The 19,945-nt window shown below is 53.9% G+C and carries 16 protein-coding genes; 9 read left to right on the top strand and 7 right to left on the bottom strand.

The features are described 5' to 3' along the window. The first annotated feature begins 76 nt into the window (after positions 1-76). Positions 77-649: a hypothetical protein gene (locus QEN58_RS16135; RefSeq protein ID WP_280104615.1), complete on the top strand. Its 573-nt coding sequence runs from the start codon at positions 77-79 to the stop codon at positions 647-649. A 149-nt stretch (positions 650-798) separates the two neighbouring features. Here the strand turns inward: QEN58_RS16135 and QEN58_RS16130 are convergent, their stop codons facing one another. Continuing rightward, complete coding sequence (locus tag QEN58_RS16130) at positions 799-966, bottom strand: hypothetical protein (RefSeq protein ID WP_280104614.1); 168 nt, start codon at positions 964-966, stop codon at positions 799-801. A gap of 232 nt (positions 967-1,198) precedes the next feature. On the opposite strand from QEN58_RS16130, the gene QEN58_RS16125 reads away from it, so the two are divergent. From QEN58_RS16125 to QEN58_RS16115, 3 genes are all read left to right on the top strand, one after another. After that, a complete protein-coding gene (locus QEN58_RS16125) occupies positions 1,199-2,170 on the top strand; it encodes an AI-2E family transporter (RefSeq protein ID WP_280104613.1) in 972 nt (323 codons plus the stop codon). A 142-nt stretch (positions 2,171-2,312) separates the two neighbouring features. Further along, a complete protein-coding gene (locus QEN58_RS16120) occupies positions 2,313-3,527 on the top strand; it encodes a YeeE/YedE family protein (RefSeq protein WP_280104612.1) in 1,215 nt (404 codons plus the stop codon). 203 nt (positions 3,528-3,730) lie between these two features. Next, positions 3,731-5,410, top strand: a complete 1,680-nt coding sequence (locus tag QEN58_RS16115; RefSeq protein WP_280104611.1) for an NAD-dependent malic enzyme — start codon at positions 3,731-3,733, stop codon at positions 5,408-5,410. A gap of 64 nt (positions 5,411-5,474) precedes the next feature. Here the strand turns inward: QEN58_RS16115 and acnA are convergent, their stop codons facing one another. After that, a complete protein-coding gene (acnA, locus tag QEN58_RS16110) occupies positions 5,475-8,207 on the bottom strand; it encodes an aconitate hydratase AcnA (RefSeq protein WP_280104610.1) in 2,733 nt (910 codons plus the stop codon). Positions 8,208-8,476: 269 nt separating this feature from the next. Between acnA and trxB the strand changes: the two genes are divergently transcribed. Continuing rightward, positions 8,477-9,430 (top strand): thioredoxin-disulfide reductase, encoded by a 954-nt coding sequence (trxB, locus tag QEN58_RS16105; RefSeq protein ID WP_280104609.1) that lies wholly within the window; start codon positions 8,477-8,479, stop codon positions 9,428-9,430. 21 nt (positions 9,431-9,451) lie between these two features. Here the strand turns inward: trxB and QEN58_RS16100 are convergent, their stop codons facing one another. Then, a complete protein-coding gene (locus QEN58_RS16100) occupies positions 9,452-9,979 on the bottom strand; it encodes a GspH/FimT family pseudopilin (protein WP_280104608.1) in 528 nt (175 codons plus the stop codon). Positions 9,980-10,126: 147 nt separating this feature from the next. Here QEN58_RS16100 and thiO point away from each other — a divergent pair, with 147 nt between their 5' ends. After that, positions 10,127-11,230, top strand: a complete 1,104-nt coding sequence (gene thiO / locus QEN58_RS16095; RefSeq protein WP_280104607.1) for a glycine oxidase ThiO — start codon at positions 10,127-10,129, stop codon at positions 11,228-11,230. Here the strand turns inward: thiO and QEN58_RS16090 are convergent. Next, positions 11,227-11,499, bottom strand: coding sequence for a PP0621 family protein (locus QEN58_RS16090; protein ID WP_280104606.1), 273 nt, complete (start codon positions 11,497-11,499; stop codon positions 11,227-11,229). The genes thiO and QEN58_RS16090 overlap by 4 nt on opposite strands. A 156-nt stretch (positions 11,500-11,655) precedes the next feature. Here QEN58_RS16090 and QEN58_RS16085 point away from each other — a divergent pair, with 156 nt between their 5' ends. Further along, positions 11,656-13,290, top strand: a complete 1,635-nt coding sequence (locus QEN58_RS16085; protein ID WP_280104605.1) for an NAD+ synthase — start codon at positions 11,656-11,658, stop codon at positions 13,288-13,290. A gap of 36 nt (positions 13,291-13,326) precedes the next feature. On the opposite strand, the gene QEN58_RS16080 is transcribed toward QEN58_RS16085, so the two are convergent. The 3 genes from QEN58_RS16080 to QEN58_RS16070 form a co-directional block, all read right to left on the bottom strand. After that, complete coding sequence (locus QEN58_RS16080) at positions 13,327-15,045, bottom strand: putative bifunctional diguanylate cyclase/phosphodiesterase (protein WP_280104604.1); 1,719 nt, start codon at positions 15,043-15,045, stop codon at positions 13,327-13,329. A gap of 90 nt (positions 15,046-15,135) precedes the next feature. Further along, positions 15,136-16,839, bottom strand: a complete 1,704-nt coding sequence (locus QEN58_RS16075; protein WP_280104603.1) for a methyl-accepting chemotaxis protein — start codon at positions 16,837-16,839, stop codon at positions 15,136-15,138. Between the two features lie 235 nt (positions 16,840-17,074). Next, a complete protein-coding gene (locus QEN58_RS16070) occupies positions 17,075-17,890 on the bottom strand; it encodes an outer membrane protein assembly factor BamD (protein WP_280104602.1) in 816 nt (271 codons plus the stop codon). 215 nt (positions 17,891-18,105) lie between these two features. On the opposite strand from QEN58_RS16070, the gene rluD reads away from it, so the two are divergent. Both rluD and pgeF read left to right on the top strand, forming a co-directional pair. Continuing rightward, positions 18,106-19,065: a 23S rRNA pseudouridine(1911/1915/1917) synthase RluD gene (gene rluD, locus QEN58_RS16065; RefSeq protein ID WP_280104601.1), complete on the top strand. Its 960-nt coding sequence runs from the start codon at positions 18,106-18,108 to the stop codon at positions 19,063-19,065. Next, the gene (gene pgeF / locus QEN58_RS16060) at positions 19,062-19,817 is read left to right on the top strand and encodes a peptidoglycan editing factor PgeF (protein WP_280104600.1); all 756 of its coding nucleotides are present in this window, start codon (positions 19,062-19,064) and stop codon (positions 19,815-19,817) included. Before rluD ends, pgeF begins: the two co-directional genes overlap by 4 nt. Positions 19,818-19,945: the final 128 nt, after the last annotated feature.

Here is a 19,945-nt window from a genome sequence, read left to right as displayed (position 1 = left end):
CTGTTAGCCGAGGATAATGTCATAGGCGCTTCCACCATCCGGAACCCCATAATTAATCATTTAGATAGGCTCAAGAATGATAAAGATCATCAGATATCTTATGCTTTCTACAGTTATGCTGACTAGCTTTTCGGTAGCTGTGGCCGAAAATGAGGGCGAGAAAGACGAAGTGGTTGAGTTGTTTTTCGAATATCTGGAAGCGTATTCAAATTCAGACTTTCATAGGGCAGCTACGTTTGTCCACCCGAAACATTTGAATGACTACGAAGAATATACTCTCCCTGTACTTATTGAGGCAAAGAGCAATCCGCGTAGTGAACAGCACCCAATTGTGGAGGTGTTTTTTGAAGGTGTCCCAGACGACAAAGCTCATGAGTTAACGGGTATTGAGATATCTGCTCGCCTTGATAACGCTATGGTGAGCGTTTTACCGGTGCTGATTGAGTCAGCGCGTTTAGAAAATCTTGATATTAAGTCGGTCGTTTTTTTGGACGAAAGCCGTGCCAGAATAAACTACGATTATCTTACTGGAAATGGCGAGAAAGAAGCGCTTGAGGATAGTTTGGCTAAATATGAGGGGGAATGGCGCATTTTGCTACCCGAACCACCTAAACAATCTGCTGAGTATTTGGAAAGCCTTTATCAGTAAGCACGATTAGTTTTGTTGGGTGGGCGTTATGGACAAGCTGGACCTTGGTTATCTTGAGCGCCTCCTATTCGCTCTTTACTCTATTTGTCAAATATACAGACTTGGTGCAAAAACCTTAGGATTTGGCTTTATCGCAGTAGCAGGGGGAGTTATAGCCAATGGTCTGATAGCGATGAAGAGCGATCCGCTGAGCTACTCTCACTAAGGAGGTGCTGCTTGAGCCTTGCCCGCCTCGCTTCCACCGCTAGCGTCACGATATCGCCCTTGCGCCGGGCGACGGAAAGCCGCCTATCATCGTGCCCTTCGAGGGCGTGCATACCTTCCACAACACAAAATGCTGCAATGTGAAAGTTCCCTGCGAAGATTTTCATTTAGATCAAACCAATCGCAGCCTCGAAACTGGCTCGCTATCACAACTGATGTTCTATAGTGCCTCTCACAGGTCAAGCATCTTCCTCATTTTGACAATAGCTTGGCGGTATCAAGGCATCTACAAAGGGATATTGTATGCGATCAAGGTATCGGCATCAGACGTTTACGGAGTGTGCTTTGATTGCATTAACGCTGGCGGTCGTCGCGTTAATACTTTGGAAGCTGGTTGGCCTACTTATCTTGATTTTTGGCGCGGTGGTGGGCGCCTGTATATTGCAAACGTGTATGATGCCGCTTTTGCGGCTAGGGGCACCCAGTTGGCTTGCGCTGACGACGGTGATTATTACGCTAACCCTGGCGCTGGGCTTAATTAGCTGGGCATTTGGCGCGCAGGTGTCTTCTGAGCTGGAATCACTGATGGCTCTGTTACCTGACGCGTGGGAACAGCTACAGCAGCGGCTTGAAGGTACGCAGTTAGCACCATTGATTAATGATGCCGCTGATCGGGCAGGTGGCGTTTTAGAAAACGGTATTTCTCAGGTTGGCATGGTTGTGGTCTCGATGGGAGGCAGTGTTGTCAGCTTCTTCGCGCTCATTGTCGGCATGGTTTATTTTGCTGCCCAGCCCGGTGTTTATCGCCGTGGGTTATTACTACTTGCACCGATTAAAAGTCGGCCACGTTTGGCTGAGGCCCTCGATGAGAGCGGCAAGGCGCTGCGTTTTTGGCTTGGCGGGCAGTTGGTGGCTATGGTGATTACCGGTTTGTTAGTTGGGGTAAGCATGTGGTTGTTAGGGGTGCCAGCGCCAATTGCCTTGGGGCTAATTGCAGGGCTAATGGATTTTGTACCGTTAGTAGGGCCTCTTATCGCTGCTATCCCGGCGCTGTTGCTTGCCTTCACCGTGAGTCCTCAAACCACGTTGTTTGTACTGATTGCATATACGGTTATTCAACAAATAGAGGGCAATATTTTACAGCCGCTGGTACAGCAGCGTGCAGTCAGCCTACCCCCTGCGATGCTATTATTTTCGCTGTTTGCGGCAAGTACCCTATTTGGTGTAGCGGGTTTGCTATTGGCCGCACCGCTGACCGTCGTGGCATTTGTATTGATTAATCGTCTTTACGTCACCCGTGAGGAAGACGTGCCATAGCTAGATAAAAACGTAATATCAAACGGTTTATAAATAGTTTTACGCTCTATGAGAGCAGCGTTAAGCTTATAGCCATTAATCCATACTGTCTGAGAGCGTCTGTTTATTAGCAGGCGCTTTTAGCATTGAAAAAGGTGAGTGTATGTCTACAACGGCTGCTGCTGCGTCGCCGCAGAGCTACCGCGTGCCGATGATAGCCACAGCGGCGATTGTGCTGGGAGCATTGCTTATTGGGGTTGTCTTTGACGCCAACATTGGTCTGCTAATGATTGTCGGCGGGCTGTTTGGCATGGTGCTGTATCACGCCGCGTTTGGTTTTACCTCGGCTTGGCGCGTGTTTATTACTGAAAGGCGGGGACGTGGCTTGCGGGCACAAATGGTGATGCTGGCGATTGCCGTGGTGCTGTTTTTCCCGGCGCTGGGCGCAGGTAGCCTGTTTGGTACCGAGGTGCGCGGCTTCGTTGCTCCCATTGGTATCTCTGTGTTGGTAGGGGCGTTCCTGTTCGGGGTGGGCATGCAGTTGGGCGGCGGCTGTGCCTCTGGCACGCTTTTCACCGCGGGCGGTGGTAACGCACGCATGCTGATTACTCTGGTGTTCTTTATTGTCGGCTCGGTGATTGGCACCGCGCATTTTGCCTGGTGGCAGAGCTTACCGGCCTTTCAACCGGTATCGCTGGTTAACGTTGCCGGGGTTAGTGGTGGCATATCGATTAGTCTCGTGCTGTTTGCTGCAATTGCTGCTTTCACCTGGGTGATGGAGAAGCGCCGCCATGGTCAGTTAGAGCAGGCGCCCATGGTCGATAAGCATGGCTATGAGCGTTGGCTGACGGGGCCTTGGCCTTTGATTGCTGGTGCCGTCGCGCTAGCGCTGCTGAACTTTGCCACCTTGGCACTGGCAGGGCGCCCGTGGGGAATTACCTCTGCGTTTGCGCTGTGGGGGGCTAAAAGCTTTGAGCTGGTGGGCGGCGATGTCAGCCAGTGGGGTTATTGGCAGTCTCCTGGCAATACAGCGGCCCTTGAAGCCAGCGTTTGGAGTGATATCACTACCGTCATGAACGTGGGCATTATGCTCGGGGCACTGGCTGCCGCCAGCTTGGCGGGGCGCTTTGCGCCTAACTTTAGGATTCCGCTGAAGTCTATCTTGGCCGCGGTCATCGGTGGCATCTTGCTAGGTTATGGCGCTCGCTTAGCGTATGGCTGCAACATTGGCGCTTATTTCAGCGGTATTGCGTCTGGCAGCCTCCACGGTTGGGTATGGCTGGTAGCGGCGTTTGCGGGCAACATGGTCGGCGTTAAGCTACGGCCGTTTTTCTTCGCTGGCGTAGAGGGCCGCAAACCCACCGCTAAAACGTGCTAAGACATCATTAATAGCGTTGTTTGCGGAATAGCGAATAGCGTCATTACGCCTCGGTTTAGGACGACTAAACCGAGGCGTTTTTTTATCGACATGGTTGCGCGCTTCCACCTTTGTCGCAGGAGCATGTTACATTACGCTCAAACGCCGCGAACGCCCGATATTGCTGCATTGCAGCAGTGATTGATATAAAAAAGAGAGTGCTTATGACTACCCAGAGTAGACGCCCCCTATACCTTCCTTACGCCGGTCCTTCTTTGCTCGAAATGCCGCTATTGAACAAAGGCAGCGCGTTTACTCAGCAGGAGCGCTTGGCGTTTAACCTGATTGGTTTGCTGCCGCAAAAGGTGGAAACCATTGAAGATCAGCTAGAGCGTGCCTATCGCCAGTACCAGCAATGCCATAGCAGTCTTGAGAAGCATATACATCTTCGCGCCATTCAAGATGACAACGAAACGCTCTATTTCCGGCTCGTATCCCAGCACCTTGAAGAGATGCTGCCGATTATTTATACCCCAACGGTAGGGCAGGCGTGTCAGGAATTTTCCAATATTTACCGTAACCACCGCGGCCTGTTCATTAGCTATCCTGACCGCGAACATATGGATGACATTCTGCGCAGCGCCACCAAAGATAACGTCAAAGTGATCGTGGTGACGGATGGTGAGCGCATACTAGGCTTGGGTGACCAGGGGATCGGTGGCATGGGCATCCCGATTGGTAAACTGGCGCTGTATACCGCCTGTGGCGGCATTAGCCCCGCTTACACACTGCCGATCATGATTGATGTGGGCACTAACAACAAAGCGCTGCTGGATGACCCCATGTACATGGGGTGGCGCCATGAGCGGGTAGGGCAGGAAGAGTACGATGCTTTCATGGCGGAGTTTATTGCCGCTGTGAAGCGCCGCTGGCCGAACGTACTGCTGCAGTTTGAGGACTTTGCCCAGGCCAATGCGGTGCCGCTGCTAGAGCGCTACCGCAACGAGCTTTGCTGCTTCAATGACGATGTGCAGGGCACCGCCTCTGTGGTGGTCGGCACATTGATGGCCGCTTGTCAGGCCCGGGATGAAACCATTGCCCAGCAGCGTGTCGTGTTTGTCGGTGGCGGTTCGGCGGGCTGTGGGATTGCCGAGCAGGTGGTCGTTGCCATGGAAGCCGAAGGCTTGACCGAAAGTGAAGCTCGGGCGCGCATTTTCGTTGTTGATCGTGATGGCTTGATGACCAGCGATCAGGAGTGGCAGCGCGACTTCCAGCGACGTTTAGCCCACGACCCTTCGCTAGTCGCCGGGTGGAATGGTCAGGGTCTGGAAGAGACGATTGCGCAGATCAAACCGACGGTATTGATCGGCGTTTGCGGCCAGCGCGGTATCTTTACCGAGCAGGTAGTGCGCACCATGCATGCGGGCTGTGAACACCCGGTCATCATGCCGCTATCTAACCCTACTTCCCAGGCAGAGGCCGTACCAGAGGATGTTATTCGCTGGACCGATGGACAAGCCTTGGTAGCCACCGGCAGCCCCTTTGCGCCGGTGGTTTACAATGGCCGTACTTATCCGATTGCCCAGTGCAACAATGCTTATATCTTCCCAGGCATAGGTTTGGGCGTGATTGCTGCCAGTGCCAATCGAGTTACCGACGAGATGCTTATGAGCGCCTCGCGGGCGCTGGCTCGTGAAGCGCCGCTGGTTAAAGAGGGCAAAGGTGCTTTGCTGCCGCCGCTTTCGCGTATTCGCGATATCAGTAAGTCGATTGCCTTTGAAGTCGCTGCCCAGGCACAGCAGAACGGTGTAGCGTTAAAAACCAGTGGCACAACGCTGCGTGAGCTAATCGAACAAGCGTCCTGGACACCGGATTACCGCACGTATCGTCGCCGCGCTTTTTAAGCGTTTGGCTAAAAAAAAGCCCCCACCGAGGTGGGGGCATGCAAGCATTGGTAGGTTTTACCCTTTAGGCTGCGCCGATCATCTTGCGCAGCACGTAGTGAAGGATACCACCGTGACGGTAGTAAGCCAGCTCGTTTACCGTATCAATTCGGCACTTGGCATCAACGCTACGTTCCCCTTCGGCATTTTTGATCACGACTTTGACCGTACCACCCGGCGTCAGGTCGCTTAAACCGGCAATCGAAATCTCTTCATCCCCGGTTAATTCCAGCGTTTTACGGCTTTCGCCTTCGGCAAACTGCAGCGGTACAACGCCCATGCCGATCAGGTTAGAGCGGTGAATACGCTCGAAGGATTCGGCGATCACCGCGCGAACGCCCAGCAAACGGGTGCCTTTGGCCGCCCAATCCCTTGAAGAGCCGGTGCCGTACTCTTTACCGGCGATGACGACCAACGGTTTGCCTTCCTCTTTGTACTTCATGGCCGCATCGTAAATGGCCATCTGCTCACCGCTGGGTACGTGGCGCGTTTCACCGCCAACCACACCATCGAGCATCTCATTTTTGATCCGCACGTTGGCGAAGGTGCCGCGCATCATGACTTCATGGTTACCCCGGCGTGAGCCGTAGGAGTTGAAGTCGACCGGCTTGACGCCGTGTTCTTGCAGATAGTGACCGGCAGGGCTGTCAGGCTTGATGGCACCGGCAGGGGAGATATGGTCGGTGGTCACCGAATCACCCAGCATGGCAAGTACACGGGCACTGTGCACATCTTCAATGGCATCCGGCTCGCGGCCCATGCCTTCGAAGAAGGGCGGGTGCTGAATGTAGGTGGATTCAGGCCACTGGTAGACCTTGCTTTCTGAGACGTCGATGGCTTTCCAGACGTCGTCACCCTCAAACACCGCGCCGTACTCTTTACGGAACATGGCGGTGTTGACCTGCTCAACTGCGCTGGCAATCTCGGCCTGGCTGGGCCAGATATCTTTGAGGTAGACCGGGTCGCCGTTACTGTCTTTGCCAAGCGGCTCCTGGGTAAGGTCAAGCTGGACGTTACCCGCCAGGGCATAAGCCACCACCAGAGGCGGTGAAGCCAGCCAGTTGGTTTTGACCAACGGGTGTACGCGGCCTTCAAAGTTACGGTTACCGGAGAGCACCGACGCCACGGCGAGGTCGCCGCTGTTGATCGCTTTTTCGATCTCATCGGGCAGGGGGCCGGAGTTGCCGATACAGGTGGTGCAGCCGTAGCCGACCAGGTTGAAGCCGAGTGCATCCAAGTCGTCGTTTAATTCAGCGGCTTCCAGATAATCGGTGACCACTTTGGAACCCGGTGCTAGTGACGTTTTCACCCAGGGCTTCGTGGTTAATCCCTTTTCACGCGCTTTACGGGCCAGCAACCCGGCGGCCATCATCACGCTGGGGTTAGAGGTGTTGGTGCACGAGGTAATCGCCGCAATCACCACCGCGCCGGGATCGAGGCTGAAATCATGATCATCAAGCTTAACGGCTTGGCTGGTGTCATGCTCGAAGCTACGTTCCGCCCCTACAGCGGTTTGGCCACCTTCAGAGGAGAGTTTCCCTTTTGCACTGGCATCCGCGTTGACGTCTTCCTGCATGAACTTGTCAAAGGCCGCCGCCATGTCTTTCAGCGCCACGCGGTCTTGGGGACGTTTGGGGCCGGCCAGGCTGGCCTCTACCTCGGTCATGTCCAGTGCTAGGGCGTCGGTGAAAATCGGCTCGTCATTAGGTTCACGCCATAGCCCTTGGGCCTTGCTGTAAGCTTCCACTAGCGCGACTTGTTCATCCTCACGCCCCGTTAGGCGCATATAGTTCAGGGTTTCTTCATCCACCGGGAAGAAACCACAGGTAGCACCGTACTCAGGGGCCATATTGGCGATCGTGGCACGATCCGCCAGCGGCAGGTCTTTCAACCCATCGCCGTAGAACTCGACAAATTTACCCACTACGCCTTTTTTACGCAGCATTTCGGTAACGGTGAGTACCAAGTCAGTGGCAGTAATACCTTCGCGTAGCTTGCCGGTGAGTTTGAAACCAATCACTTCGGGGATTAGCATTGAAACCGGTTGGCCAAGCATGGCTGCTTCGGCTTCAATACCGCCCACGCCCCAGCCAAGTACGCCCAGGCCGTTGATCATGGTGGTATGGGAGTCGGTGCCGACGAGGGTGTCGGGGTAGGCAAAGGTTTTGCCGTCTTCGTCCTTGATCCATACCGTTCTGCCTAGGTACTCCAGGTTGACCTGGTGGCAGATACCGGTGCCAGGGGGCACGACGCTAAAGTTGTCAAACGCCTGCTGGCCCCAGCGTAGAAACTCATAGCGCTCGCGGTTGCGCTGCATTTCGATATCGACGTTCTCTTGGAACGCGGCAGGATTGCCGAATTTATCGACCATTACCGAGTGGTCAATAACGAGATCGACAGGTGATAGCGGATTGATCTTCGCCGGGTCTTCGCCCAGGCTTTCAACCGCGGCACGCATGGAGGCCAAATCCACCACGCCGGGCACGCCGGTAAAGTCCTGCATGAGTACCCGTGCCGGGCGATAGCCAATTTCTCGGCTGGATTTGCCCTCGGTCTGCCAGTCGACCAGGGCCTGCATATCTTCTTGATCAACGCTTTCGTCATCGGCGAAGCGCAGCTGGTTTTCGAGTAGAATCTTGAGCGTCTTGGGAAGGCGGTCAATGCTGCCCAGGGTGTCGGCCGCATGGGGCAGGCTGTAGTAGTGATACGTTTTACTGCCCACCTCTAGGGTGCTTAGCGTATCGGGTATCTTGCTCATATCTCTCTCCTCATGTTGCTGAGCGCTGCGCTCAGCGTGACGGTCACGATCTTTCTTTTATGGATTTCCCTAGTATGGCGTTGATTTAGTAATAACACATGGGTCTTTGCACAGGGGCTTTCAAGGTTTCTTCGCCTAATAGCGTAGACGAAACCTTGCAATAGCTTGTACTTGGCACCATTTCAGGCAGACTCTGTGGCTAATTTTTTATAAAGCTCTTAACACAGCTATCGGCAAAGCTATCAGTCAGATATTTACAAGGTGGTGTCATGGAAACTCGTCATGAGCGTTTGATTATTCTTGGATCCGGCCCTGCGGGCTATACGGCGGCTGTATATGCCGCACGGGCAAACCTGAAGCCGCTGCTGATTACCGGTATTCAGGCGGGTGGCCAATTGACCACCACAACCGATGTGGATAACTGGCCGGGTGACGCTCAAGGGGTTCAAGGCCCGGAGTTAATGGAGCGCATGAAGCAGCACGCTGAACGTTTCAATACCGAAGTGCTGTTTGATCATATCAATGAGGTCAGCCTAGGTGAAAAACCCTTCACCTTAAAGGGTGATAGCGGTGTTTATACCTGCGATGCACTAATTGTAGCGACGGGTGCTAGCGCACGTTACTTGGGGCTGCCTACCGAACAGCAGTTTATGGGGCAAGGGGTTTCGGCCTGTGCCACCTGCGACGGCTTTTTCTACCGCAATCAGGAAGTCATTGTGGTGGGCGGGGGTAATACCGCCGTGGAAGAGGCGCTCTATCTCTCTAACATCGCCTCCAAAGTGACCCTGGTACACCGTCGGGACACCCTGCGGGCGGAAAAAATTCTCCAAGATAAGCTGTTTGAGAAAGCCGAGGCAGGCAAGATCGCCCTTGAGTGGTTCCAGGAAGTCGAGGAAGTGCTCGGTGATAACTCCGGCGTTACGGGAGTGCGGGTTAAATCCACTAAAGATGGTTCAAGCAAAGAGATTCATGCGCCTGGTTTGTTTATCGCCATTGGCCATAGCCCCAACACCGGCATTTTTGAAGGTCAGTTGACCATGAACGGCGGCTACATCAAGGTGCATTCTGGCCTGGAAGGCAATGCAACCGCGACCAGCGTGCCGGGCGTGTTTGCTTGCGGCGATGTGATGGATCACATTTATCGTCAAGCGATTACCTCGGCGGGCAGTGGCTGCATGGCCGCGCTGGATGCAGAGCGCTATCTAGACGGTATTGCCGGGTAAAAGCTCAGTCGCGTGGAGCGCCTAGCAATCGATAGGCGCTTCAGCAATCCTAAGGCGGCCCAATTGGCTCAGTACCAGCTTCTTACCTTTGGCGCCGCTGCTTGAACAAATAGTAAAACTGCCGTTGTAACCGCTGGTATAGCCTAAAGGGCTGTAACGGATTCGCGACCAGCCACGGCTGTAGGCCACCTGCGTACCTTGTTGTGCGGGTACAATACGCAGAATGTCGTCTTCAGTGATGCTATCGGTTTTATCCCCCCGCACGATCATTAGCTCTCTACTCCAGTTATTAGCGCAGGCCTGGCGGTTTTCGGAGGCTGGGCAAAGCGTCAACTGGCGACGTTGGCTAATCGCCGTATTGCGCGCTAATGAAAACGCGCTCTGGAATCGATTGACCTCGCTAGTCTGCGCGGTACGCTCCCCCAATGCTTGAAAACTGGGCAGACCCCAGGCGGCGATGATGCCCACCAACAGCAGTGTGATCAGTAGCTCAAGCAGCGTGAATCCACTTTCAGGTGTGGTGTGCGTCTTGACGTGAGAACTACTCATCGCCTCTCCTCACTTGACCTGGTTACTGTCCGCGCTATGCTCGCTAGCCGACTTTTCGTACAAACCTTTGCAGCGAACACATCGCAATTAATAGGTCATACTAGGCGGCGCTACGCTTTTTTTATGTAAGCCAAAACGGACAATGTTGTGAGCGATTTCTTAATTATTGGCGGCGGCGTAATCGGAATGATGACGGCGCTGCAGCTAGCCGATGCCGGTCAGCGGGTCACACTGGTTGATCGTGGGGAGTGCGGTAAAGAGGCGTCATGGGCGGGGGGCGGTATCGTTTCGCCGCTCTACCCCTGGCGTTACGACGCCGCGGTGACACAACTCTCCCGCTGGTCGGAAGGCGTTTATCCTTCTTTGGCCCTGCGTTTGTTGGAAGAGACCGGCATTGACCCAGAGTATCGCCAAAAGGGGTTGCTCTACCTAAATGTAGATGACGCCGAAAAAGCACTGCAATGGGCACGCCAGTTGGGTAAGCCGCTAGAGCGGGTAGGGGCAGACTTTGTCCACGCTAAAGAGCCTGGTGTGGCGATGGCTGACGATAGCGCGCTATGGATGCCAACGCTGGGCAGCGTGCGCAATCCGCGTTTAGCCAAAGCGTTGAAAGCGCGGTTAGCCGCGATGCCCCAGGTAAAGCTGAAAGAGCATTGCGAAGTCAGTGGTTTTATCCAGCGCGGTAGCCAAGTGGAAGGGGTAGTGACGTCGCAAGGGCCGTTAACGGCTGAGCGCATTATTGTTTGCGGCGGGGCCTGGGCCGCACAGCTCTTGTCGCAGCTGAATGTGCAACTGCCGGTAAGGCCCGTTAAAGGGCAGATGATCGCTTACCAAGCACCCAGAGGGTTGGTGCAGCGCGTGGTGTTAAAGGATGGTCGCTATATTATTCCGCGTGCAGATGGCCTGCTGTTGGTCGGCTCTACGCTGGAAGAGGTGGGCTTTGATAAGAGCACCGATGAGGCGGCTTTGGCGTCGCTAAAGCAGAGCGCTGAAGCCATCCTGCCCGCTTTGGCAACGTGCCCAGTAGCGCACCAATGGGCCGGGCTGCGACCAGGATCTCCAGCGGGCATCCCCTTTATTGGCGCGCTGCCTGAATGGCCTAATGTCTACATCAATGCCGGGCACTATCGCAACGGCTTGGTGTTGGCGCCTGCCTCGACCCATTTACTAGCGGATCAGCTGTTGGGTCGCGAGCCACTGATTGACTCTGCGCCTTACCAGCCTACGCCAGCGCGATTAATCCCAGCTTAAGGTGTTCCGCCTTTATCCTGCTGCTCTTGCAGAAAACGGTCTCGATGGGCGCTAGAACAGAACCACTGTTCCTGGTCACGCAGTGCTTCGTCTTCAGGAACGTGTACTTCACACCAGCGGCAGCGCACCATTTTGCCACCCTCCTGGCGGTTGACTTTTTTATGCTGCGCTTCATGCTCAAGCTTACGTTGCCGGTAAATGCCGTAGAGTTTTAAACCGGCATAAAATATAACGGCGAAAATAATCAGCCGAATGATCAAGAGGTTCATCCTTTTGTGTCTCCCGAAGTGGGAATCTAGGCACAAGGCGTTAGGATAGACCCGCAGCCTTTGCCAGTTGGCGGCCCTTGCGGGACAATACGACTATGTCGGTGTAACCCTGTCGGTGTAACCCTATTTTAAGATTCTCAAGAGATTTTGACGCCCATGCAAGACTTAACGCTGGTGATGGCCCAACTCGATCCTCTGGTCGGGGATATTCCCGGCAATGCCGCACGCGCGATTGAAGCCGTGCGCGAAGCGCGGATTGAGCATGGGGCGGATATTGTTGTCTTTCCAGAGCTTTTTTTGTCGGGCTACCCGCCGGAAGATCTGCTGCTACGTCCCTCAATGGAAACCCGCTTGCGTGAAGCCCGCGCGCTAATGGCATCGAAGGTCGCTAGTGATGTGCTGGTGATTATTGGCTACCCCGGTGTGCGCGAAGGCCGCTGCTACAATTTGGCGGGTCTGCTTTACAACGGGCAGTGGGAGGCCGAGTACGCCAAGCAGGCGCTGCCTAACTACCAAGTGTTTGATGAGCAGCGCTACTTCACGCCCGGCACTGAAACGCTGGTGTATGAGCATAAAGGCGCCAAGCTGGGTATCTTGATTTGCGAAGACCTGTGGGATGGCGCACCGGTTAGAGCCGCAACCGAAGCAGGCGCTGAGATGCTGATCACCTTGAACGCCTCGCCCTATCATCAGGACAAGCCTAACGAGCGGCTGCGTCTAATGCAGATGCACGCCCAAGACGTTAACCGTCCAATAGTGTATGTGAACACTATTGGTGGTCAGGACGAGCTGGTGTTTGATGGTGGCTCTTGCTGCGTTAGCGCCAAGGGGCAGTTACAGGTGCTGGCGCCGTACTGGCAGGCGGGCCTGATGCCGATTCAGTTTTTGCAAACCAGCGCCACTATTTGGGAGCCCCAGCCCGGCGAGATTGACCCAGAGGTAGAACCTGAAGAGAGCCTTTATTGCGCGTTAGTCACCGGGCTGCGCGACTACGTCAACAAGAGCGGCTTTGAGGGTGTGGTGCTGGGGCTTTCTGGGGGAATCGATTCAGCGCTTTCGCTGGCCATTGCCGTTGATGCGCTGGGGCCCCAACGGGTGCAGGCGGTGATGATGCCCTACCACTACACTGCGGATATCTCTAAGCAGGACGCAGCCGAGCAGGCCAATATGCTCGGTGTGCACTACGAGATCATGCCGATTGAGCCCATGGTCGAGGCCTTTATGGGCACGCTGGCGGAGAGCTTCGCGGGAACAGAGCGAGATACTACCGAAGAGAATCTGCAGTCGCGCTGTCGCGGTGTGCTGCTGATGGCAATCTCCAATAAAAAAGGCTTGATGGTACTAACTACCGGTAATAAGAGCGAAATGGCGGTGGGCTACGCCACGCTGTATGGCGATATGGTGGGCGGTTTTAATGCGATTAAAGACGTCTATAAAACCTGGGTATATCGCCTGGCCCGCTGGCGCAATACGCAATCACCCGCTATCCCCGAGCGGGTGATTGAGCGCCCACCCAGTGCCGAGCTGGCGCCGGATCAGCAGGATAGCGACTCTTTGCCCGATTACGATATTCTCGACGCTATCTTATTAAGCTATATCGAAGGTGACATGAGCGCTGAAGCGATCATTGCCGCCGGTTTTGACGCTGAAGACGTCTATAAAGTAGTGAAGCTTGTCGACCGCTGCGAGTATAAGCGACGTCAGGCGCCCATTGGTGTTCGCGTTACTCCCCGTGGCTTTGGTCGCGATCGCCGCTATCCGATCGTCAACGGCTGGCAGCCCGGCGAGTAAGCCGAGCACTGTTTCATAACGGGCCCTACCTCTGTATTAGGTGAGCATGCGTGGTGGGGCCAAACTGCGCAGTACCATCTCGGTAGCCGATACCGGTTTGCAAAAGTAATACCCTTGGTAGGCATGACACTGGTGCTCGTTTAGGTAGCGCCAGTGTTCTAGGTTTTCTACACCTTCGGCAATAACCTGTAATCCGAGCGAATGCCCCATGGCAATAATGGTTTGCACGATGGCTTTATCGTCTGTGTCTCTATGGAGTTTGCATACGAACGACTGGTCGATTTTAATTTGATCTAAGGGGAGTCGTTTGAGGTACTGCAGCGACGAGTAGCCAGTACCGAAATCGTCTAACGAAAAGCTAACACCCAGCGCTTTGAGCTGATGCATGCGGGCAATGATGTTATCTACTTTGCCGATCATTGTGCTTTCGGTCAGCTCCAGCTTTAGGCGATGTGCCGAGGCACCGCTTTTGGTTAGCATGGCGCACACGGTGTCCACGAAATCGGGCTGTTGAAACTGTATGGCGCTGACGTTAACGGCTAATGTGAGGTGCTTCGTGTGCTCGTCGTTGGCCCAGGCGACCAACTGCTCGCAGGCCGCTTCTAATACCCAGTTGCCAATGGGGACGATTAGGCCCGTTTCCTCAGCCAAGGGGATAAAGGTACCCGGCGATACAAACCCGTTCCGAGGATGTTCCCAGCGAATCAATGCCTCAGCGCCAATAGTTCGTCCAAGGCTATCCACTTGTGATTGGTAAACTAATACAAACTCTTGTCGCTCGATGGCCAAGCGAAGGTCGTGCTCTAGTGAGGTTCTGGCTTCTAGTTCGGCTTGCACTGCCGGATCGTAAAAACGTAACCCGTTGGGGCTCGTTAGTTTGGCAAGATGAACGGCCGCGTTAGAATATTGAAAGAGGCTATCAACGCTCTCTTGAGCGCCATGAAACAGCGCGATTCCCAAACTCACACTGAGGAAGTGCTTCTTATTTTCCATACGATAGCAAGGGTTTAGCGCTTGCTGTAACTGTTCGGCAAATAGCTCAACTTCCTCGGCCGCTTTTAGCTGTTCGTTGGCTAAGCCATCGATGATCACCATGAACTCATCGCTGCCTAAGCGGCCAATGGTGGTGCCTTCTACCTTCAAGCCAGTAAGGCGCCCGGCAATCTGCTGGAGTAGGTTGTCGCCCATACGGTGGCCCCAGCTGTTGTTGATACGTTTAAAATCGTCAACGTCTATATAGATCAGCGCACCGTAGGTGTCTGTTTGGTGGCTTTTATCAAGCGAATGTTGAAGATGCTCTCTCATCAATTGCCAGTTGGGTAGCTTGGTCAGGGGGTCGTAATACAACAATCTGTGTACCTTACCCTCGGCTTCCCGGCGTTGCTTTTCTGCATCTTTAAACGTCATAAGTGCCATGGCGATGCGCTTTAAAGATCCGCGGCGCTGACGACTCATCTGCTCAATCGCCTGGAAAGTGGACAGTTTTTGCTGACTATCGGCGAGCGATAAAATAGCGTCTCCGATGATCATTAAACGCTTATTGCTATGCCAGACGAAAAAGAAAGCAGCTCCGATCAGCCCACCCATGACACCAATTACCAGCCACATTGTTGCAACCTGAGCGATAGTGTCTAACTTGTCGAGCGACTGCTTCACCCGCATTTCCATGGCAATCGTCATGAGTAACAGTGCGGGAAGCGCTACCATTAAGATCGGTAGCAAGAACATCTTAAATAGACTTTGAGTGGGCTTCATCGTTATCTCTGGGAGAGGGCTATTAAGAACGGCCCTAAAGGGTTAGGAGCCGTATCCCTCAAAACAGTTAATCGAAAAACCATTTTTAATTTAAAAACTTTCCCACTCCGGTGCTGCCTGCTGACGTTTTGCGGCGGGCAAAGCGTGCGTGTTGGTAGAATGACTACGCGCAGGTGCCAAGGCGGTATGCGATGGCTGTGCGTTTTGTAGTGTATTCGGCAATTTAAAGACTTCCATGGCATTCAGTAGCGAGTGAGCGTTTTGACGTAAATTGTTAGCTGCGGTAGCACTTTCGTGTACAAGGGCAGCGTTCTGTTGGGTGACCTGATCCATCTCGGTCACTGCTCGACCCACTTCTTGGACACCGGTGCTCTGCTCTGCGCTGGCGTGACTGATCTCCTGCATAATGCTAGTCACACGCTCGATAGCCGCAACGATCTGTTCAGTCGATTTGCTGGCTTCTTCTGCGCGCTCATTGCCGTGGTTAACACGCTCAAGATTGCTGGAAATCAGGGCATTTATTTCTCGCGCAGCGTCGGCGCTGCGCTGGGCTAATCGACGCACTTCCTCTGCGACTACTGCAAAACCACGGCCGTGCTCGCCAGCGCGGGCTGCTTCAACCGAAGCATTAAGCGCTAGAATATTGGTTTGGAAGGCAATTGCATCAATAGTAGAGATAATGCCGGCAATTTCCTGAGAGCTCTTATTAAGATCATTCATTGTGGCAACGACTTGATTGACCGCTTCGCCACCTTGCTTGGCGGTGCTTGATGCACTTGAAGCTTCCTGGCTGGCCTGCTCAGAATTTTCAGCGTTGAGTTTTACCGTGCTGTTGAGCTGCTCCATTGCAGAGGCCGTCTCCGCTAGCGCGCTGGCCTGCTGCTCAGTACGTGAAGAGAGGTCGTTATTGCCTTCAGCAATTTGTTCGCTATTGCTTGCAACCGCCTCTGCAGAAGCACGCACCTGGGTCACAATCGTTTGTAGCTGATGCGCCATCGCGACCTGAGACGCCATAATGCTGCGGGTGTCGCCTTTCTTTAGCTGCCTCTGGCTGGTTAACTCGCCACGACCAATGGCTTCAGCAAACGCTTTGACTTCGTGCGGTTCAGCACCCAGTTCGCGTAGTAGTTGGCGGGATAAGAACACCGCGATCAATCCACCTACCAGTAACGCAAACAGTGTCAGACCCAACATCTGCATTTGAAAGCCGGAAGCGGTATCGCGGGCTGTCGCTGTGGTGGCGTCGTTCAACTGCTGTTGGAGATTGATAAACTGGTTAATGCGATTAAGCCACTCGGCGTAAGCTGGGCCCGCTTGTTCCAGTAACAGCGTTTGGGCATTGGCATACTCACCTGCCTGGCGAGCTGCTATTACCTGCTCGGTCAGTCCTCGTGTTAGCTCTTCTTGTTCGGTAATGCTGTTAATGATGCTCTGCTCTTGAGCAGTGCCAGCGTGTTCGCTGGTCACTTGCTGCATACCTGTTGTAGCCGAGCGGTAAGCGTCACCTAGGCGTTCCATTTCTCCTTCAAGTGAGGGGAGATTGTTACTGCCTTCTGTGATGACAATATCGCGAAGAACGATAGCACGATCATGCACGCTGCCTCGCCAATCCACCGCAAAACGCTGTTTGGTTCCGTTGACGTCGTTGATCGTCGCTAGGTCTCGGTCAATTTGATTGACTTGGTAAATACCCACGACTGTTAAAATAATTAGCAAGCCCAAAAGAGTGGAAAAGCCGAGCGCTAAGCGTGTGCTTATTTTGGTGTTGCCGGAACGGGCGTTAAAAAAAGACATGGAGTGCTCCCTCAGGCGCCGTTTAGGCGCTTTATTATGTAACAGAGACTAATCATATATTGCTGTATAATATTTGTATAGAAAATAATAATTATTTGTACGCTGCTTGCCTTTGGCTTGTATCTTGGCCTTCAAAATCAGTTACTTGCGCTTTTTTTTGTATAAAAAAAACCACGCCGAAGCGTGGTTTAATAGGTAACTGTTGTACAGTTCTTAGCGACTGAGTACTCGCCTGTTAGTAATTTTGGCCTAAGTGCTTGGGAACAAAACGACTGCCCTGCAGCTGCTCATGGTTGGGTGCGTTCTCGCGCAGCACTGCGAGCACTTCATCGGCGCGATCATCCATGTCTAGGCCTTGATAGCCTTCTACCATGGTGGCCAGCGCATCCCGGGTGGCGCTGGATTCAGGGTAGTTCTCGATCACCCAACGACCACGCTCAACGGCCGCTAAATAGGCACCACGGCGCAGATAGTAGTCGGCAACGTGCAGCTCATGGCGGGCCATCAACTCGCGCAGGTAGACAATACGCTGCTGAGCATCGGCGGCATATTCACTCTGCGGGTAACGCTGAATCAGCTCGCGGAAGTCATTGTAGGCATCACGGGAAGCGCCTAGATCGCGCTTGGAAATATCGATTAGGCGCAGGCGCTCTAAGCTAAAGCGGCCCGCTTGCCATGCAGAGAGACCACTCAGATAGTAGGCGTAGTCCACTTGGGGGTGGTCGGGATGAAGGCGAATAAAGCGGCTGGCCGCTGCCCGAGCTTCTTCCCAATTGCTATTTTCATAGTAGGCATAGATTAGCTCAAGCTGGGCTTGCTCGGCATGAGCGCCGAACGGATAGCGCGTATCGAGTGCTTCCAAGCGCTCTATCGCAATCGGGTAGCGGTTATCGTCTAGAGCCGTGCGTGCCAATTCATAGAGCTCACGCTCCTGCACTCCAGCAAATTCATCTTCCTCTTCTTCGCTGGTATCGTTACTCGCACAGCCCGCTAAAAGGGCAAGGCTTAGGGCTATGGCACCAAAGCGGTTGGCAGCTGAAAAAACGCGCATCATCATCCTCGTTGCAAACAAGCCTCAATCACCAAAAAGCGGCGATGGCCATAAGTAGAAATGGTAGAATAGGTCGCAGTCCGCCCACTATAAAACACCTCGGCTCAAAACGCAGGCTTAGCGACGTTTCGTCGGGTGTCGTCAAAGCTTATTTTTCCATGTCGAGGCTGGTTTTTGCGCCTTGCTGGGGGGTTTGCGTCTTAAAGAGGTTTTTCATGTCTCGAATAGTTGAAGACACGCAGCGCGTGCCCGCTACGTTAGCCGGTGCGCGATTAGACCAAGCGGCGGCTGAGTTGTTCAGCGATTACTCCCGTGAGCGCTTAAAAGCGTGGATTAACGCCGGCGAATTGACGGTTGATGGCGCGCAAGCCAAGCCGAAAGCCAAGCTGCATGGCCATGAAGTGTTGACGCTTCAGGCGACCATCGAAGACGATACGCGCTTTGAAGCCCAAGACATCGCGCTGGATATCGTATATGAAGATGATACGGTGATGGTGATTAACAAAGCCGCTGGCATGGTGGTGCATCCTGCCGCAGGCAACCCGGATGGCACGCTATTAAATGCATTGCTTCACCATCATCCGGCACTGGCGGAAGTGCCGCGTGCGGGGATCGTTCACCGCCTAGATAAAGACACCACGGGATTGATGATGGTGGCGAAAACGCTGCCCGCCCAGACAGCGCTGGTGGACCAGCTACAGGCGCGCAGCGTGTCACGCCAATACGATGCCGTCGTGATTGGTAAGCCTGTATCGGGTAGTACCATTGATGCACCCATTGGTCGTCACCCTAAAGACCGCAAACGCCAGGCCGTGACGGCTTCGGGTAAACCTGCTATTACCCATTTTCGCGTGGTTGAACGCTTCCGTGCCCACACCCACGTGCGCTGTAAGCTGGAAACGGGGCGCACCCACCAAATTCGTGTGCATATGGCCCATGCTCGCTATCCCTTAATTGGTGACCCTATGTACGGCGGTCGCGCCAAGTTACCGCCGGGTGCTGCTGAGCCGCTGAAGGAGATCTTGCGCGAGTTCCCTCGTCAGGCTCTGCACGCGCGTAAGTTGATTTTCAAGCACCCGGTAAGTGGCGAAACATTAACGTTTCAGGCAGACCTCCCTGATGATTTGTTAATGTTGTTGGACTACCTGCGCGAAGATAATGAGACCATGAGATGAGCGATGCCATTAATTTACGGCCAACGCTTTTAGTGCCCGACTGGCCGGCCCCGACCAATGTGCGTGCCTTTGTGACGACCCGTGAATCGGGGCCTAGCCAGGGTGATTTCGCCGCCTTCAACTCCGCTTCCCATGTCGGCGATAATGCTGATCATGTGGCGTTGTGCCGTCGTTTGCTGCAAAAGGAAATTGGCGATGAGCGGCCTCTGCTGTGGCTGAATCAGACCCATGGCGCCCGTGTGCAGCAGTTTTATCAGCTTGAGGCTGCCGACGCAGATGCCTCCCTTGCAACCTCCAGCGAGTACGCATGCGTTGTGCTGACAGCAGACTGCCTGCCGGTGATGTTCTGTAATCGGGCGGGTACCCAGGTGGCGGTTGCCCATGCCGGTTGGCGCGGTTTGGCGGGCGGTGTGCTGGAAGCAACCATTGCTGCGATGAACACTGACCCAGATGATATTCTGGTGTGGTTAGGGCCTGCTATCTCCAACGCTCAATTTGAGGTTGGCCCAGAAGTTTACGGCGCCTTTGTTGCCGTTCACCCGGATACCGCTGACGCCTTTGACCATAGCCCTTATCGGTTGGGTCATTACATGGCTGATCTCTATCGACTTGCACGATTTCGCTTAGAGGCGCTGGGAGTCAATAACATTAGCGGAGGCCACTTCTGCACCGCCTGCGAGTCGCGCTTCTACTCCTATCGTCGTGATGGCGGCAACACTGGGCGAATGGCCAGCGTGATCTGGATCAATTAATGTGAATTAAGGCTTCCATAAGTCAGCGGTTTACACCGCCACCTCTTGAAAAGCATGGAACTGACGCCATTTAACTTGTCAAGCTAATAGTGATTTAGCATGTCTAATGACACGTTATCGGGTCACGC

The organism is Halomonas alkaliantarctica, from assembly GCF_029854215.1.
Taxonomy (GTDB): Bacteria; Pseudomonadota; Gammaproteobacteria; order Pseudomonadales; family Halomonadaceae; genus Vreelandella; species Vreelandella alkaliantarctica_A.
The sequence above is the reverse complement of the archived record's forward strand: the minus strand, read 5'-3'. Positions and strand labels throughout refer to the sequence as shown.

Excerpts from the sequence above, each read along its gene's own strand:
- QEN58_RS16090 (WP_280104606.1), bottom strand. The coding sequence starts at position 11,499 with ATGAACCTCTTGATCATTCGGCTGATTATTTTCGCCGTTATATTTTAT.
- QEN58_RS16130 (WP_280104614.1), bottom strand. The coding sequence starts at position 966 with ATGCACGCCCTCGAAGGGCACGATGATAGGCGGCTTTCCGTCGCCCGG.
- QEN58_RS16135 (WP_280104615.1), top strand. The coding sequence starts at position 77 with ATGATAAAGATCATCAGATATCTTATGCTTTCTACAGTTATGCTGACT.
- QEN58_RS16120 (WP_280104612.1), top strand. The coding sequence starts at position 2,313 with ATGTCTACAACGGCTGCTGCTGCGTCGCCGCAGAGCTACCGCGTGCCG.
- QEN58_RS16100 (WP_280104608.1), bottom strand. The coding sequence starts at position 9,979 with ATGAGTAGTTCTCACGTCAAGACGCACACCACACCTGAAAGTGGATTC.
- QEN58_RS16115 (WP_280104611.1), top strand. The coding sequence starts at position 3,731 with ATGACTACCCAGAGTAGACGCCCCCTATACCTTCCTTACGCCGGTCCT.
- QEN58_RS16080 (WP_280104604.1), bottom strand. The coding sequence starts at position 15,045 with ATGAAGCCCACTCAAAGTCTATTTAAGATGTTCTTGCTACCGATCTTA.
- acnA (WP_280104610.1), bottom strand. The coding sequence starts at position 8,207 with ATGAGCAAGATACCCGATACGCTAAGCACCCTAGAGGTGGGCAGTAAA.
- QEN58_RS16075 (WP_280104603.1), bottom strand. The coding sequence starts at position 16,839 with ATGTCTTTTTTTAACGCCCGTTCCGGCAACACCAAAATAAGCACACGC.
- pgeF (WP_280104600.1), top strand. The coding sequence starts at position 19,062 with ATGAGCGATGCCATTAATTTACGGCCAACGCTTTTAGTGCCCGACTGG.
- QEN58_RS16085 (WP_280104605.1), top strand. The coding sequence starts at position 11,656 with ATGCAAGACTTAACGCTGGTGATGGCCCAACTCGATCCTCTGGTCGGG.
- QEN58_RS16070 (WP_280104602.1), bottom strand. The coding sequence starts at position 17,890 with ATGCGCGTTTTTTCAGCTGCCAACCGCTTTGGTGCCATAGCCCTAAGC.
- trxB (WP_280104609.1), top strand. The coding sequence starts at position 8,477 with ATGGAAACTCGTCATGAGCGTTTGATTATTCTTGGATCCGGCCCTGCG.
- rluD (WP_280104601.1), top strand. The coding sequence starts at position 18,106 with ATGTCTCGAATAGTTGAAGACACGCAGCGCGTGCCCGCTACGTTAGCC.